We start from the raw sequence: 14,427 nt of genomic DNA on the forward strand, positions 1-14,427 counted from the left end.
AACACCAGAAGTGAAGAAAAGGACGGTTGCCGCCGTCCTTCTGTAAACGTGAACCAAATTCACAATCACTAAAACAAGGATGGCTCTATAGCTGTTTCGGAGAGATGGGGTTCAGAAAAACGTCAGGATGCTCTAGCCCTGACGTGTAAAGGGGTAAGATGCCATGCTCACATAACCAGAGCACAAACTCAGGTGTTTTGTGTCCGGCAAGATGATCGCAAGTCAAGAGCAGTCTAATACCAATTCTTCAAGATTAAGCTACAGCTCTCTAAAGTAGCGATTGGCTCAGCTCCCTGACCTTACAAACAGCTTGCAGAGCAAACTTTGACAACCAGGCGGATGAATGCAGCCCGATCGCGGTTTACTGGAGATAGCGATCGTCTGTTTTGCCATTCATGCTGATGGGCCATTGGATAAGCGATCGCCGCTTGCCTCACCACTTCAAACTGCTCCTCTGCCATGAAACTGACTCTTCCAGCCATTCTGAGCACTCTAGCACTAACGCTAGCAACCGTTGCCACTGCCGCAAGTCCCGATAATCTGAAGAAGTTGATTGATGATCGAGCGTGTGCGGGTTGTGATCTTGCTGGAGCCAGTTTATACAGCTATGACCTCCAGGGAGCTAATTTGAGCGGTGCAAATCTGGTTGAAACGGCGTTTCAAGGCTCTGATTTGGGGTATGCACTACTAACCAACGCTAATTTGGAAAAAGCAAACCTGGCACTGGTTAAGCTCAACGGAGCCGATCTAAAGGGTGCGAAGCTGGGCAAGGCCAACCTCTACGGGGCCGATTTGACAGGCGCTGATTTGAGCGGCGCTGATTTGAGCAATGCCAACCTGGAAGGAGCCAACCTTCGTGGAGCAACGCTAGTTGGCACCAACCTACAAAAAGCAAATCTGCTGCGAGCCAGAATGGGAGGCGCAACGCTGACAGATGCAAAGCTTGATGGAGCCAGAATGCCTGATGGGCGAGAATTTAAGACAGGTGGTAAAGTCACACCTGGTCTAATCACGCCACAGGGTTCCCCCACACCGTAATGTCTGGATCAGAAGGGAAAATGCAACTCGATCGCGCCATCAAGTTGCTTCTACGAGCGGAACCACCTGCTGCGATCGCGCCCCTGTCAGCACCATCTTGACCCCATGAGCAGGAGCCAACGTTACCCCTCGTCGTCGGGGATATTCTGGCTGATTGTTGGCAAGAGCAAGCTGATACCGAGAAAGGATGGTTGCGAGAACAAGCTTCATCTCAAACATGGCGAGTGCCTCACCAATGCAACGACGGGCACCACCCCCAAAGGCCATAAATTCATAAGGGGTGAATTGGCGTTCGAGGAAGCGCTCTGGGCGAAATTGCTTTGGGTTTGGGTAGAGATCTTCTCGGTGATGCAGGAGATAGATGCAGCCAACAACGGCTGTTTTTGGGGGGAGCGGATGATTAAGCAAGGTTACGGGCGTTTGTACAATTCTAGGAAACACCAGCATGGCGACGGGATAAATCCGCAGGGTTTCGTTGCAAATAGCCGTGAGGTAGGGTAAGCGGAAGACATCCATCGGGTCAGGCTTTTGTCCAAGGGTAGCTAATTCTTGAAGCAGTTTTTCGCGCACAGCAGGTAAGTGATGTACCCAGTACAGCGCCCAGGACATGGCTGTAGCGGTAGTTTCGTGCCCTGCAAAGAGCAAGGTCATGAGTTCATCGCGCAGTTCCTGGTCGGTCATCGGCTGTCCTGCTTCATCCCGTGCCGCCATGAGCATCGAGAGAATATCAATCCGATCGCGATCGTCCTTCGTGCGGCGTTCGGCAATCTCGTCATAAATCAGTGCATCAATCTGCCGCTGCTCACGAATAAATTTTCCCCAAGGACTCCAGGCACCCAGATCTTTTTGTAAGACGGGGAAAAACAAAAAGCTAGAAGAGAGTGGTGATCGAAATAAATCCAGCAAAGAGGCTAACAAGTCCTTGAGTTGATGGCAGCGATCGCCCTCCGTAAGCCCAAACACTACCTGCAAGATAATCTGTAGCGAAATTTCTTGCATGACTGTGCGGGCAGAAAAAGGACGATTAAGCGGAAGCTGATCGAACGCGGCATTCGTTAGCTGGCAGATGAGTTGCCCAAAGGCACGCATGCGCTCACCATGAAAGGGCGGCATCAGTAACTGTCTGCGCCGTTTGTGTTGATCACCATCTAGCATGATGATGGAGTAATCACCCAGCAATGGCGACAGAATCTGATTAGAGCAACCCAGCGCAAGGAACGTCTTGCGATCGTTGGTGAGCAGTTCTTGAATGGCTCGTGGATCGTTTAAAAAGACTAACGTGCCTCCAAAACCAACGACTTTAGCCGTAAAAAGGTCGGGATGCTGTCGGGCCGCCGCTTCCATATACCCAACCGGATCACCAACCCACTGTAATTGTTGCAGCCATCCAGGGGCTTTGAGTGGGTTCAGCAAGTGGCTTGTAGTATCCATAGCGCGACAAGATAGGGTTGACGATAAGAGTTTGAATGAACATACCATTCTGAGTGCTGTCAGCACTGTAGCAACAACCCATAGGATGGTTGTATAGCAAAGCATGACGCTACCTTGAACCAAACGTTTATTTCTTTGTAGAAAAGCAAACTAATGTAGAAAAGCGAACTAACGCCTTTAGCCCCACTCACTACTCCCTACTTCCATGTCTCGCTCTAGCTCCCTCCGGTACTACATCCTGGCTCGTTTGCTCCTCGCCCCCTTAATGCTGTGGGTAATTACAACAGCGGTGTTTCTGCTGTTGCGGTCGACCCCTGGTGATCCGGTTGATGCGCTACTGGGGCCACGTGCGCCACAGGCAGCCAAAGACGAACTGCGAAACCAACTGGGCTTAGGCAAACCACTGCTTGAGCAGTATGTTGACTACTTGTGGAAGCTGCTGCATTTGGATCTGGGTCAATCACTGGTGAGTCAGGGGCAATCAGTGTGGGAGATTATTCTCAAGTTTTTTCCGGCAACGATGGAACTGGCCGTGTTTAGCATGGCGATCGCCCTCGTTGTGGGCATCGGCGTGGGGATTCTTTCGGCCTCTCGTCCCAACTCCCCATTTGATGTGGGCGGCAGGCTATTTGGTATTCTTACGTATTCGATTCCGTTGTTCTGGTTGGGCATGCTGCTCCAGCTCATCTTCTCAGTTCAGTTGGGCTGGTTTCCGTTAGGGACGCGCTTTCCCGTCACCATTCCTGCGCCAGAAGGGTTGACTGGGCTGTACACGATCGATAGTCTTCTGGCAGGCAACCTGACCCAGTTTGTCATGGCGCTGTATTATCTGTCGCTACCCTGTTTGACGCTGGGCATTCTCATTAGCGGCATTTTTGAACGCATTGTGCGGGTTAACCTCAAGCAAACCTTAAAGTCAGATTATGTAGAGGCGGCAAGAGCGAGAGGCATTCCCGAACGACGGATTCTGGTTGCTCATGCACTCAAGAACGCCATGATTCCGGTCATCACGATTCTTGGTCTCACGTTTGCCGCACTTTTGGGGGGTGCCATTTTGACCGAGGTGACGTTCTCGTGGCCTGGATTGGCAAATCGCCTGTATCGTGCCATCTCGCAGCGGGATTATCCAACCGTGCAGGGCATTGTCGTCTTTTTCGCGGCGATCGTCGCGTTGGTCAGCATCCTCATTGACATTCTCAACGCTTACATCGATCCCCGGATTCGCTACTAACGTGGCAGGATCAGCCGTGTGCTAGAATCCCTCCACTGACGAATATCAGCGACAATGACGCTATGACCCATGCTTCTAACGGCAACCTTAGCCCCAAAATGGATGTGCTGATTGATCAGGTTGGCAAACTGACGGAAGGCATCACCGAGTTTCGGCTCAGTATGAAGCAAAGCACGCTGGAGTTTAGAGCCGATTTGACTGAAATTAAGGCTGTCGTGCAGCAGCAGTCTGATACCGATTTAAAGAATGACGGCTATAGATCAATCGGTGGGTAGGGGCAAGGCAATGCTTTGCCCCTACAGGATGTGTCGCATTTTCAATTCAAATTGGTATGAGATGATCCAGCAGCAATTTGAGATGGTGCAGAAGCAGTCGGAGTCGGTTCAGGAGCTATCCCAAACAGTCAAGGAGAGCGTGAAAGAGCTTTCCAAAGCAACGAAACAGCAAGCGAAAACCGTTAATAAGCAGGCAAAAACGTCCAGGCAGCAAGCAGAAACGGTTGATCGCCTGGTACGTGTCGTGGAAACATTGATCACGCAAAAAGAAGTCGTACAAAGAGACCCGGCATGAAATATTGGTTAATGAAATCGGAGCCGGATGTGTATGGTATTGAAGACCTGAAGCGCGATCGCACCACTGTTTGGGATGGCGTGCGCAATTATCAGGCGCGAAACTTTTTGCGATCAATGACACTCGGTGAACTGGTGTTTTTCTATCACTCCAACACCACGCCACCTGGTATTGCTGGGCTAATGAAGGTAGCCGAAACCAATCTTGACGACCCTACCCAGTTTGATGCCAACAGCAACTACTACGACCCCAAAGCAACCAGGGAATCACCGCGCTGGCAAACCGTCGCCGTTGAATTTGTCGAAACCTTCCCGGAGATCATCACGCTAGAGACGCTCCGCGAAACCTTCAGCTCCGATGATCTCTGGGTGGTGCGCCAAGGCAATCGTCTCTCAGTGATGCCTGTACCAGAAGCGGTGGCACAAAAAATCTTGGAGCAGGCAAAGGGTTAGACGGCAAAACATCAAACCATCACCTCGAACACGCCAAGAACCTCCTCTGTGCTCTCTGCGTCTCTGCGGTCAAACGAGCGTCACACAGCTCACTCTATCCAAGCCGAAACAGCCACAACACCTGATCGTTAAAGGTGATCGCGCCTCAAACCTTCCACCGCAACAAATCCGAGCATTCTACGTGAGAAAACGTAAAAAAAGGCCAGACAGCCTAGACCAGCGTTACATTCACCTGGTAAGCACCGGACAATCATCATGCGATCGCAACGGAACTATCAGGATTATTGAAGCAAGTTTCTAGCTGTCTGCCCTTAACAGTTCATTCACCTGTGATTAGAAACTATCAACTCGACTTGTCGATCGCATGTTTTCAGCGTGAACTTAAAATGACAAAGTTTTTGCCCGTTTGGGAGCAAAGCATTGCCCTTGAGCGTCCTTCTCCTGTAGCCTTTTTGCGCCTAGCGTCTGCCCACAAGTCGTGAAGCTGCTTGCCTATCAGGCTTCATTCAACCGGGATGCGATTGCGACTGCAACGTCACATACCTGCTCTAGATTTTGGATACGGTAGGATGAGCGTAAGGGTGAAGTCATTGATGGCTCTCAACAGTCGGCCCCTAGCCATTAAGAGCCAAGACGCAGCAGGGTGATCAATTGCATAGCGTTGGACTCAACATACTTTTTACACTCGCGAACCATTGGACAGTACAACAATGAACACTTTTACTGATAAACAAAGCAACACACGCAAGCCCGTCTGGAAAAAGCGAGCGGTTCTCTTGTTACTGCCGCTCTTCGGTGCAGGGACAGTGATGCTGGGTGATCACTGGTTGTCATCCAACGAGGCTTCGACGCAGGCGGCGATCGCGCAAACGGTCAGTCCTTCCACACCAGCGTCGTCGATCGCGCAGGCTCCCAACCGGAGTGGTGCAATTTTGTCGTCTAGCGACCCTAACTTTATTGTGAATGCGGTCGAACGGGTGGGGCCTGCGGTGGTTCGTATCAACTCGTCTCGGACGGTCAAAACTCGCCGACCAGAAATTTTCAATGACCCTTTCTTCCGGCAATTTTTTGGCGATATCCCAACAGGCCCTGCAACGCGGGTAGAACGTGGTACAGGATCTGGGTTCATCATTAAAGCCGATGGGTTGATTCTAACCAATGCGCACGTGGTGGATGGTGCCGATACTGTAACTGTGACTTTAAAAGATCAGCGTGAATTTAAAGGCAAGGTCTTAGGTGCCGATCCTCTCACAGATGTGGCCGTCGTCAAAGTAGAGGCAAGCGGATTGCCAACGGTTAACCTGGGTAACTCAGAACAACTCAAACCCGGTGAATGGGCGATCGCGATCGGTAACCCCCTTGGGCTAGACAACACCGTTACCGTTGGCATTATCAGCGCCACTGGACGCTCCAGTGCCCAGGTAAAAGCTCCTGACAAGCGCGTTAGCTTTATCCAAACCGATGCGGCCATCAATCCTGGCAACTCCGGCGGCCCACTGCTCAACCAGCGTGGCGAAGTCATCGGCATGAACACAGCCATTATTGGAGGCGCGCAGGGACTAGGCTTTGCCATTCCCATCAATACAGCGCAGCAAATTTCGAGCCAGCTCATCGCCACAGGTAAAGCCAGCCATCCCTACCTGGGCATCCGCATGACCACGCTGACACCCGAACTCAAGAAGCAAATCAATAGCGATCCTGAAGCCGGTGTCAGTGTGAAGGAAGAAAGTGGGATATTGGTGTATCAAGTGATGCGTGGCTCACCCGCCGCCCAAGCCGGACTCAAACCGGGTGATGTGATTCAAAAAATCAACGGGCAGCTGGTTAAAACCGCAGAGGATGTGCAGCAAGCCGTTGAAAGAAGCTCTGTTGGTGGCAACCTTCAGGTTGAATTGAAGCGCAACGGACAAACTCAAACCCTGGCGGTACGTCCCGGAGCCTTTCCAACGCAGACCGCGCAGAATGAGTAGGTTGCAGAAAGGGGTATAGGGGTTGGGGTATAGGGTGTAGGTGTATTAGCACAGGAGGTTGTTTGCATGCGGCAATGGCATCAAGCTCATATGCGCGTTGCCGCCTGGAAGGGCTAGTGACGAAGCCAGGACGCGTAAGAGTTTAATTCGAAAGCCCTGATGCGGTCGCTCATCGTTGGACGGCGCTGCCCCTGAGCGTGCGACTGTAGCGGCGTTGAATTTCTCAGCGCTGCCTAAGCGTTAGAGCGGCGTTAACGTGCAATGTTATGGCCTTACGGTAGGCTTGCGTCTCTCTCCACCTTAATCAATTGAGGGGAACAACCTCCCGTGCCAGTACAGCTAAAGGCTAAAAGCTGACCGCTCATCCCTCATCCTTTAGCCTTTCATCCCTTTACTTCCGCCTTACCCTAAAACTTCCCTCTACAATCTGCGTTGCTCAAGCAGCACTGAGCCATAATATTCACGAGCTTGAATCTTGCTACCTACACCATCGCATTCATGAATGACTGTTTGACCATTGGGCTTCGTCTTTTGCTTGTGCCGCTGACGCTTTTGACAGTGGATCTGAATGCGCTGGCGATGAATGCCCAAACCGTTTTCTATAAGCCAGTTCCTATCACGTCTGGCAAGGCAATAACAGACAAGCTGACTGATAAAGATTTGCCTACCGGGCAAGGTGGCTTTGCCCGCGACTACGTGTTGCAGCTTAAAGAAGGCGATCAACTTTCGATCGACCTGACCTCTGAGAACTTTGATTCGATCGTGGCTCTCATCGGCAGCGATGGCTCTACGGTGGCTGAAAACGACGATGGCCCGGACGGTAGTACGAATTCGCTCCTATTTACTCGCATCACTAAAACAGGTATCTATTTCATTCGTGTTCGTGCCTTTGGTGAGTTGGCTGGCGGCAACTTTAAACTCAAGGTGACTCAGCTAAAGCCGCTGTCGCAGTAAATTCCATTGCACCTGTTCTCACTTAGAAAAGTCAAAGCAACTGCACGCGATCGAGACTTGCTATAATCACCCTGTACCTGGGGCTGTAGCTCAGCAGGATAGAGCGACCGCCTCCTAAGCGGTAGGTCGAGGGTTCGAATCCCGCCAGTCCCGTAGATTAAAACACCCAAAAGCCAGTATGCGAGAGCCATTTGCGCTTTTGGGTATTGGCTTTTGAACTTCTAAGTTCATTACATTGGGGTAAAAATTAGGTATTTTTGGGGTAACTTAGGTCGGAAATTGGGGTAGGATTGGGGTAGAGTTATAGTACAAACGCTCTTTACTCCTGTTGGCCCATGTATTTAAAAGGCGCGAAATCCCAAAAAGGAAAGGCTTCTAAGGGATCGGTACAAATTAAAACGTCAAATGGGCGCTTACAGCTGGTCTTTTCTTACGCAGGTAGAAGACATTACTTATCTTTAAGGTTTGCTGATACACCTCAGACTCGCAAGTTTGCAGAAAAGCGAGCCAAGGAAATTGAGTTAGATATTCTCTCTGGAAATTTTGACTCTACTTTGGGCAAGTACAAGCCACAATCATCGCTAAGTACTGATGCTCCTGAAGAAACGAAAGAAGAGCTGCAGCCAACGCTTGACCAGCTCTGGGAGAAATTTTTGGAGTACAAGCGTCCTCAATGCAGCCCGTCTACAATGCGAATGCAGTACCGGACATTCTCTGGCTACTTGAGAGATCTGCCAACGCTCGATTTGGAGCAGGCGGTTGAAATCAGGGACCATGTACTCCAAAACGTTCCACTTAACTCTGCCAAACGATTTATCGTTCGCTTGTCTGCCTGCTGTGATTGAGCAATTAAGGCTGGCTTGATCAGTGAGAACCCCTTTAAGGGAATGGCGAGTGAGATTAAGCTACCCAAGGCTGCTAGCGGAAGTGGAATGGAGGATATCAATCCGTTTACGGCTGAAGAGAGGGATACGATTCTTGAAGCTTTCGAGAAGAACACAGCCTGCCCAAAGTTTTCTCGCGTTAAGCATTCTTACTACTACCCTTATATCTTCTTCCTGTTTAATACAGGATGCAGACCCTCTGAAGCTGTAGCTCTGCAATGGAAACATATCGCTGCCGACTTCAGGTTTGTCTTATTTAAGCAGGCCGTAGTTGAATCAGAGAATGGCGCTGTCTGCAAAACAGGGCTGAAAACTCAAGAACGACGTAAATTCCCTTGTAATGTTAAGTTAAGGCAATTTTTGGAGTCAATTAGGCCAGAAGACTGTCAACCAGAAAGGCTGATCTTCCCAAGTCCAACCGGTAAGTGGATCGATTCAAACAACTTCCGCAATCGGATCTGGCGTCCTGTACTGGAAAAAATGGGTATTGAGTACAGGAAATGCTACCAGACTAGACACACATTCATCACCTTGGCTTTAGAGCATGGGTTAGACGCGAAGGATGTTGCCCGTTTAGTCGGTAATTCCCCAGAGGTAATTTACAAGCACTATGCGGGGAACAAACGGGATCTGTTCGTGCCTGAGTTTTAGTATTTTCAGGAGCGTATTCGATTTAGTTATTGTTGGGTACTTTAAGATCAGGTCAGCCTGCGCCTTATAAAGCAGAAAGCCTTGAGTAAACTCCGTTTAACAACTGAGTAAAAAGAGGAAGCCTATCCATCCCTCATTTGGAAAGGCTCTATGAGCAATTTTGACGTACTAGCCAAGGCGAAGGCTAAAGAAGCAAGATTTTCAGCGGCAACTCAAAATAGCACGAAGGCAAGAGTAAAGAGGCGATCGAGACCGATCCGACGCAAGTACGATTTAGATTATCAACAAACAGCTGAGTTCGTTGATAAGTGGGGAGCCTCCCAATTAACGGGACTTAGTCCCGAAACACTTAAAAAATACAGGCTCAGTGGTTTACTTATCGAAGATATTCATTGGGTTCGAATTAATTCAAAAGCTATACGTTATAACGCAAGGCTTTTGGTAGATTGGCTTCGAAACCGTGGAAATCCTCGAGCCCATCAGCAGGCAATTGAACATTATCTAGCAGCTAGCTCAGCAAACGGACGTAAGACCTAAATCTGAACTCGCCTCCCCGATTACTGAGGAGGCGAGTTTTTTTAAGTAAGCAGTTTTGAGAAGGATTTCCCAAACACAGCTTACTAGAGTTGCGTATTGTGTTTCCACCACTTGACTGCTTTGTCGGTTTTTTCTCGGCTTGTTAACTGGCTGTAGGTGCGATCGGCTTCTCTAACTGAATGTCCCATCATTTCAGCCAGGGCTTCGTCTTGATCACGACTTCCATACTTGCGCTGCCAGGTAATTGCAATTCGTCGAAAATCATGAGGAGAGGTTCGTTTCGGCTCGCCAAATAGGTGACCTGTAGCTGTGTACATTGTACGAACAATGATCTCTCCTAACTTCGAGCCTTCGTAGGGCTCACCAAAGTTTTCCATCCTGCGGAGATTGAGCCTGAGGAAAACCCGCTTGTGATTAGTCTGCACCTTTGGTCGCCAAGTATTCAACCATTCATCTAAATCATCGGTCAGTATTGGAGGAAGACGAAATTCTCTCTCCCTCCCTGTTTTGCTTCCTGTCTTGTGATCTTCTGGTTTAAGTTTAATGACGTAGCCATCGATCTCTCTAAACAGAGTTCGTCCCAGCTCTAGTTCTCTGAGTTCGCGTTGCCGAACAGGGCAATAAGTCAGAATTGCGATCAGCAGATATCGTTGCCAATTCTGCATTATGGCTGTTTCAGGACGTTTTGGACCTGCAATGGACTACTGTTACCTGTCCGTTCAAATCTGCTTCTTCTAGGAGCACAACACCGCCTTAGGTAACGGGTAACCTCAATACACTGCTCTAAAGTAATAAGCTTCTCTTCAAGCGCCTCTTTTGAAGTTGTCCGTCGAGGCTCTTTTCTGTGCTTCTGTGAGAGTTCATTCAGTAGCGCTCGAATGGCTTCAACTTCCTTAATGTCCTTGTATTTGGTGACTTGGGATCTTCGGTAATGCTGCCATTTCGCAACGTTGAGAGCAGTGGCACCAAATAAGATCGCCCAACCATAGCTGTTACCTCGATCGTTGATGCCCCAAGCGATAAATTCATCAAGCCACTCACGATCTGCAATCAGTTCAATTTTAAGCTCATTAGGCGGCCATTCTTCGACATGATGTAGCCATCCTAAAAAGCAGAGAATGTGGTATCTATAGGGTTTTGCAGTACTATCTCGAACAGGCGGATCCTGCCGTTTAGGAATTTCGGCAGCGGTCAAGAATCGGTAGAATTTATCCAATTGCGTGACCAACCCGGGAGCCAAATCTGATTCTTTAAGGGCATAGGGTTTGGCAGAATACTGCCTTCGACCTTTTCTTTGCTTAGTAAGGTCAAAGCCTAGCTTGCCCATTCGAGGTGCATATTTGCCATCGTAGGTTCCTGCTGCTTCGTGATACCAGTCTTGCTCTTGCATCCACTTGATGAAGCGATTAAGAGCCGATCGATAATTGGCAAGTGTGCCTGGATGGGTACCGATCGCAATGGCTGAAGCGTTGAAATGTGTTTCAGCTTCTCTGAATTGTTTAATGCTAATTTCCATCAGGCTTCGGCAAAGATTAAGAGTGCCAACCTGATAGTCAGACAAATGCTTGTAGCCCGAAATCACATACCGTCTTAGGGCCGTCTTGAGGTTTCCAAATAGCTTTGGATTGGCTTTAACTTGCTCTGTCTCTTTAAAGAATTCCAGGGCTTCAAGTAATGACGAGGGAACTTTTGAATGCATCATGATAGGTATGAAAATTGTTGTGCTAATACGATTATAACTGGCTCTAAAATCGCTTCTATAGTGCATTCTAAATACACCTAAGTTTACCTAACAGACGTTAGGTAAATTAATATCTTTGAGCTTTTGAATTGCTACCTGCTATAGGATTAATAGAAATACTTTTCCTATGCCATCTGGTCGAATTTTCAGTTGATTTCTATATCTATATTTAATTTAGAGACTATGTTTACTACCGTAGCGGTGCAGAGGTCTAAGAGGGTGTTTGAAAAGGAGTGAGGGGTCAGCTTTTATGCCAACCGCCTGACCATAATACGGATCATAGCCAGGTAGATAAACGTCTCTGAGGTTTCGGGCAACAACTCATAGTCTCTGACCAATCGCCGAGAGTGCATCAGCCAACCAAAAGTCCGCTCCACCACCCACCGTTTCTTGAGCAATGCAAACCCTTTCGTTTGTTCAGGGCGTAGAACCACCTGCACAACCCATCGACACACATCCATCACCCACCTCAGAAAAGGGGCACCCCCAAAGCCGCCATCCGTCCAAATCGTCTGCAGGCGAGCCACGTCCTTGTCCATCTGTTTGACCTGGTTGAGCACTTGTTTGCCGCCCGTTTGTTCTCCCACATTGGCGGCTGTCACCAACACTCGCAGCACTAAGCCCAGCGTATCGACCGTCATAAACCGCTTGCGCCCTTTGATTTGTTTGCCCCCATCAAAGCCCACCGACTGGCTCACGCCTGCTGCACTCTTGACACTTTGACTGTCAATGATCGCTTCTGATGGACTGCGGGGACGCTCTTGTGCCATTCGCGTCCAAGGCCGCACTTGAGCATGAATCTGCACCCACGTTCCATCTTTGCGCCAGTTACGAAAGTAGGTGTACACGGTTTGCCAGGCAGGGAAATCCCCAGGTAAGGCTCGCCACCGCACGCCCTCGACCAGGATATAGAATATGGCGTTGAGCACTTCCCACATATCCACACTCCGGGGTCGCCCGCCCGGTTTTGCCTCTGGAATTAGGTCACTGAGCAGTTCAAATTGGGCGTGGGTCAGATTACTGGGGTAAGCTTTACTCATGATGCTCTCTCAGCGCTGTATTGTACAATTCGCAGCTTACACTGAGTGAGCTTTTTTACGTCTCTGCTGACTTTTCAAACACCCTCTTAGGCAGTCTTATTATGAGAAGCTGCCGTATTGGAAAATTCAACCCGGCGGGCTAAAACCTCTCCTTTACGCAGAGAAGCACAAGCTGAGGTGGATTGTGTTTGCAAGTGTCCGGAGTTGGGGTAGAGGCAATCGCTCGTAGCAAGGACGAGACAGTTCGTGTAGACCGAGCTGCAGAAAACTCAAACCCCATTCAATATGCCTCCTACCTGCACGAGCATCATGCCTATATGAGGCGATCAAAGCGGTACAATCAAGCAGCATGAATCAGCAGGTCAGTGCTTGGGGATTGCGTAAGTCTGAAACAATTGAGTAGATATAAACAGCGGTTAGATTTGGAGACTTGAATTACTTTTCTTTTTTCGCGATTGAGTGATCTATCGCCTACCTGCTATGCCATCAAATTCTTTCGAACTGCTCGTTGAGCCAAAAGCATGGAATTGATCGCCCACCATACATAAAGAAACCAACCCAACGATCGCCATCTCTTTTCTGGAATTCAGACTTGTAGACTTGTTTGCCTTGCTGACTCCACGAACTTTGTCTGTGGTGCTTGTTGTTCGATGGAGATTGTGCCTAATTCTCTGCTAAAACACTAATATGTCCCAAGGTGACGACCCCGATGCCATCTTGCAGCAGATTGAGGACGGACAGCAGGCTGAGGAAAACCTCGCAGCGCTCCGTGAGATTTTGCATGGGGGTCGTCGTCGCGAGGTTTTGCAGAAGCTTGCCCAGTACGACCTCCACATCCAGGAGGTGGCAGGGGGCGATCTTCAGATTGGCGATCGCATTTACAACGGTTGGACAGAGCAGGCTTTTGAGGCATTATTGCTGGCGATGCGAAGCCAAATTGCTGAGTTGCTTCAGGCGCAATCGTCCAAGACTGATGTGAATGCGGATCAGGAAATTGCTGACTTTGGCGAAATGCCGCCCTGCCCCTATCAAGGGTTGTCTGCGTTTCAGGAAGAGAATGCAGAGTTTTTCTTTGGACGAGAGGCGTTTATTGAGGATGTCGTGCGGGAGGATGGGGGCGTTCGGCAGGGGCTGGTGAATGCGGTGAAAACTAAGCCATTGGTGGCTGTGGTGGGGGCTTCTGGCAGTGGGAAGTCTTCGCTGGTGTTTGCTGGGCTGTTGCCGCAATTGGCTCAAGAGACGGGTTGGTTGATCTGTAAGCTGCGACCTGGCTATCCCGATAAGCGATCGTTCCACAATTTGGCGGCAGCATTACTCTCACTGAAGGCTCCCGAACCGAATGTTGATCCGCTGGTGTTGCTGAGTCAACGAGCGAAGGCACTGCAAGACGGGACGGTGACATTGCAGGATGTGGTGGCAGAGATGCTCCGGCAAACTCCGACGACCCGCTGCTTGCTGTTGGTGATTGACCAGTTTGAGGAGTTGTTTACGCTCTGTGCGGAAGAGGAACGCCAACCGTTGCTGGATGTACTGCTGGCAGGCGTGAAGGATGTACCGGGGCTAAAGATCGTTTTGACGTTGCGGGCTGATTTTTGTGGGCAGGCGTATGCCTATCGTCCGCTGGCGGATGCGCTGCATGAGGCAGATTTAAAGCTGGGTCCGATGAATCGGGAGGAGTTGCGATCGGCGATCGAACGACCAGCGACAAAAAAGGTTGTGCAGCTAGAAGCAGGACTGGTTGATCGCATTCTGGATGAGGTAGGACAGGAACCCGGAAATTTGCCATTGCTGGAGGTTGCCCTGACGCAACTGTGGGCAAAGCCAAGACAAGGGCAGTTGACACACGAGGCATACACGGAAATTGGTGGAGTGGCTAAGGATTATGGATTCAATAAAACCGGAAATCATAGTGATTGCGGCTTAGCAGT

The 14,427-nt window shown here is 49.6% G+C and carries 16 protein-coding genes and 1 tRNA gene; 12 read left to right on the forward strand and 5 right to left on the reverse strand.

All coding sequences use genetic code 11. The annotated features are described in order from the left end of the window. Nucleotides 1-299: 299 nt before the first annotated feature. Nucleotides 300-461, reverse strand: coding sequence for a hypothetical protein (locus AC5JLP_RS26905; RefSeq protein ID WP_496070920.1), 162 nt, complete (start codon nucleotides 459-461; stop codon nucleotides 300-302). On the opposite strand from AC5JLP_RS26905, the gene AC5JLP_RS26910 reads away from it, so the two are divergent. Further along, the gene (locus AC5JLP_RS26910) at nucleotides 460-1,038 is read left to right on the forward strand and encodes a pentapeptide repeat-containing protein (RefSeq protein WP_496070921.1); all 579 of its coding nucleotides are present in this window, start codon (nucleotides 460-462) and stop codon (nucleotides 1,036-1,038) included. The genes AC5JLP_RS26905 and AC5JLP_RS26910 overlap by 2 nt on opposite strands. A gap of 39 nt (nucleotides 1,039-1,077) precedes the next feature. On the opposite strand, the gene AC5JLP_RS26915 is transcribed toward AC5JLP_RS26910, so the two are convergent. Then, nucleotides 1,078-2,469 (reverse strand): cytochrome P450, encoded by a 1,392-nt coding sequence (locus tag AC5JLP_RS26915; RefSeq protein WP_496070922.1) that lies wholly within the window; start codon nucleotides 2,467-2,469, stop codon nucleotides 1,078-1,080. A gap of 205 nt (nucleotides 2,470-2,674) precedes the next feature. Here AC5JLP_RS26915 and AC5JLP_RS26920 point away from each other — a divergent pair, with 205 nt between their 5' ends. The 10 genes from AC5JLP_RS26920 to AC5JLP_RS26965 all read left to right on the forward strand — a co-directional run bounded on the left by AC5JLP_RS26920 (nucleotide 2,675) and on the right by AC5JLP_RS26965 (nucleotide 9,718). Continuing rightward, on the forward strand, nucleotides 2,675-3,700 hold the full coding sequence (locus AC5JLP_RS26920; protein WP_496070923.1) for an ABC transporter permease: 1,026 nt from the start codon (nucleotides 2,675-2,677) through the stop codon (nucleotides 3,698-3,700). A gap of 62 nt (nucleotides 3,701-3,762) precedes the next feature. Next, entirely contained in the window at nucleotides 3,763-3,975 is a 213-nt protein-coding gene (locus AC5JLP_RS26925; protein WP_496070924.1) for a hypothetical protein, read from the forward strand. 61 nt (nucleotides 3,976-4,036) lie between these two features. Then, entirely contained in the window at nucleotides 4,037-4,270 is a 234-nt protein-coding gene (locus AC5JLP_RS26930) for a hypothetical protein (RefSeq protein WP_496070925.1), read from the forward strand. Continuing rightward, nucleotides 4,267-4,722, forward strand: coding sequence for an EVE domain-containing protein (locus AC5JLP_RS26935; protein WP_496070926.1), 456 nt, complete (start codon nucleotides 4,267-4,269; stop codon nucleotides 4,720-4,722). The genes AC5JLP_RS26930 and AC5JLP_RS26935 overlap by 4 nt, the downstream gene beginning before the upstream one ends. Before the next feature lie 710 nt (nucleotides 4,723-5,432). Further along, nucleotides 5,433-6,692 (forward strand): HhoA/HhoB/HtrA family serine endopeptidase, encoded by a 1,260-nt coding sequence (locus AC5JLP_RS26940; protein WP_496070927.1) that lies wholly within the window; start codon nucleotides 5,433-5,435, stop codon nucleotides 6,690-6,692. 498 nt (nucleotides 6,693-7,190) lie between these two features. Then, complete coding sequence (locus AC5JLP_RS26945) at nucleotides 7,191-7,646, forward strand: PPC domain-containing protein (RefSeq protein WP_496070928.1); 456 nt, start codon at nucleotides 7,191-7,193, stop codon at nucleotides 7,644-7,646. Between the two features lie 79 nt (nucleotides 7,647-7,725). Continuing rightward, nucleotides 7,726-7,799: transfer RNA gene (locus tag AC5JLP_RS26950), tRNA-Arg, on the forward strand. Between the two features lie 182 nt (nucleotides 7,800-7,981). After that, nucleotides 7,982-8,491, forward strand: coding sequence for an Arm DNA-binding domain-containing protein (locus AC5JLP_RS26955; RefSeq protein WP_496070929.1), 510 nt, complete (start codon nucleotides 7,982-7,984; stop codon nucleotides 8,489-8,491). An 87-nt stretch (nucleotides 8,492-8,578) separates the two neighbouring features. Then, the gene (locus tag AC5JLP_RS26960) at nucleotides 8,579-9,181 is read left to right on the forward strand and encodes a site-specific integrase (RefSeq protein WP_496070930.1); all 603 of its coding nucleotides are present in this window, start codon (nucleotides 8,579-8,581) and stop codon (nucleotides 9,179-9,181) included. Nucleotides 9,182-9,331: 150 nt separating this feature from the next. Beyond that, entirely contained in the window at nucleotides 9,332-9,718 is a 387-nt protein-coding gene (locus tag AC5JLP_RS26965) for a hypothetical protein (protein ID WP_496070931.1), read from the forward strand. Nucleotides 9,719-9,801: 83 nt separating this feature from the next. Here AC5JLP_RS26965 and AC5JLP_RS26970 read toward each other — a convergent pair whose 3' ends face one another. From AC5JLP_RS26970 to AC5JLP_RS26980, 3 genes are all read right to left on the reverse strand, one after another. Further along, nucleotides 9,802-10,383 (reverse strand): site-specific integrase, encoded by a 582-nt coding sequence (locus AC5JLP_RS26970; protein WP_496070932.1) that lies wholly within the window; start codon nucleotides 10,381-10,383, stop codon nucleotides 9,802-9,804. Further along, entirely contained in the window at nucleotides 10,383-11,486 is a 1,104-nt protein-coding gene (locus tag AC5JLP_RS26975) for a hypothetical protein (protein ID WP_496070933.1), read from the reverse strand. The genes AC5JLP_RS26970 and AC5JLP_RS26975 overlap by 1 nt, the downstream gene beginning before the upstream one ends. Before the next feature lie 221 nt (nucleotides 11,487-11,707). Then, on the reverse strand, nucleotides 11,708-12,499 hold the full coding sequence (locus AC5JLP_RS26980) for an IS5 family transposase (protein ID WP_496070934.1): 792 nt from the start codon (nucleotides 12,497-12,499) through the stop codon (nucleotides 11,708-11,710). A 687-nt stretch (nucleotides 12,500-13,186) separates the two neighbouring features. On the opposite strand from AC5JLP_RS26980, the gene AC5JLP_RS26985 reads away from it, so the two are divergent. Then, nucleotides 13,187-14,427: nSTAND1 domain-containing NTPase (locus AC5JLP_RS26985; protein ID WP_496070935.1), on the forward strand; the 1,241-nt coding region annotated here is incomplete at its 3' end.

The organism is Stenomitos rutilans (assembly GCF_059505485.1).

Excerpts from the sequence above, each read along its gene's own strand:
- AC5JLP_RS26925 (WP_496070924.1), top strand. The coding sequence starts at position 3,763 with ATGACCCATGCTTCTAACGGCAACCTTAGCCCCAAAATGGATGTGCTG.
- AC5JLP_RS26940 (WP_496070927.1), top strand. The coding sequence starts at position 5,433 with ATGAACACTTTTACTGATAAACAAAGCAACACACGCAAGCCCGTCTGG.
- AC5JLP_RS26980 (WP_496070934.1), bottom strand. The coding sequence starts at position 12,499 with ATGAGTAAAGCTTACCCCAGTAATCTGACCCACGCCCAATTTGAACTG.
- AC5JLP_RS26915 (WP_496070922.1), bottom strand. The coding sequence starts at position 2,469 with ATGGATACTACAAGCCACTTGCTGAACCCACTCAAAGCCCCTGGATGG.
- AC5JLP_RS26905 (WP_496070920.1), bottom strand. The coding sequence starts at position 461 with ATGGCAGAGGAGCAGTTTGAAGTGGTGAGGCAAGCGGCGATCGCTTAT.
- AC5JLP_RS26975 (WP_496070933.1), bottom strand. The coding sequence starts at position 11,486 with ATGCACTATAGAAGCGATTTTAGAGCCAGTTATAATCGTATTAGCACA.
- AC5JLP_RS26955 (WP_496070929.1), top strand. The coding sequence starts at position 7,982 with ATGTATTTAAAAGGCGCGAAATCCCAAAAAGGAAAGGCTTCTAAGGGA.
- AC5JLP_RS26970 (WP_496070932.1), bottom strand. The coding sequence starts at position 10,383 with ATGCAGAATTGGCAACGATATCTGCTGATCGCAATTCTGACTTATTGC.
- AC5JLP_RS26945 (WP_496070928.1), top strand. The coding sequence starts at position 7,191 with ATGAATGACTGTTTGACCATTGGGCTTCGTCTTTTGCTTGTGCCGCTG.
- AC5JLP_RS26960 (WP_496070930.1), top strand. The coding sequence starts at position 8,579 with ATGGAGGATATCAATCCGTTTACGGCTGAAGAGAGGGATACGATTCTT.
- AC5JLP_RS26935 (WP_496070926.1), top strand. The coding sequence starts at position 4,267 with ATGAAATATTGGTTAATGAAATCGGAGCCGGATGTGTATGGTATTGAA.
- AC5JLP_RS26920 (WP_496070923.1), top strand. The coding sequence starts at position 2,675 with ATGTCTCGCTCTAGCTCCCTCCGGTACTACATCCTGGCTCGTTTGCTC.
- AC5JLP_RS26965 (WP_496070931.1), top strand. The coding sequence starts at position 9,332 with ATGAGCAATTTTGACGTACTAGCCAAGGCGAAGGCTAAAGAAGCAAGA.
- AC5JLP_RS26910 (WP_496070921.1), top strand. The coding sequence starts at position 460 with ATGAAACTGACTCTTCCAGCCATTCTGAGCACTCTAGCACTAACGCTA.
- AC5JLP_RS26930 (WP_496070925.1), top strand. The coding sequence starts at position 4,037 with ATGATCCAGCAGCAATTTGAGATGGTGCAGAAGCAGTCGGAGTCGGTT.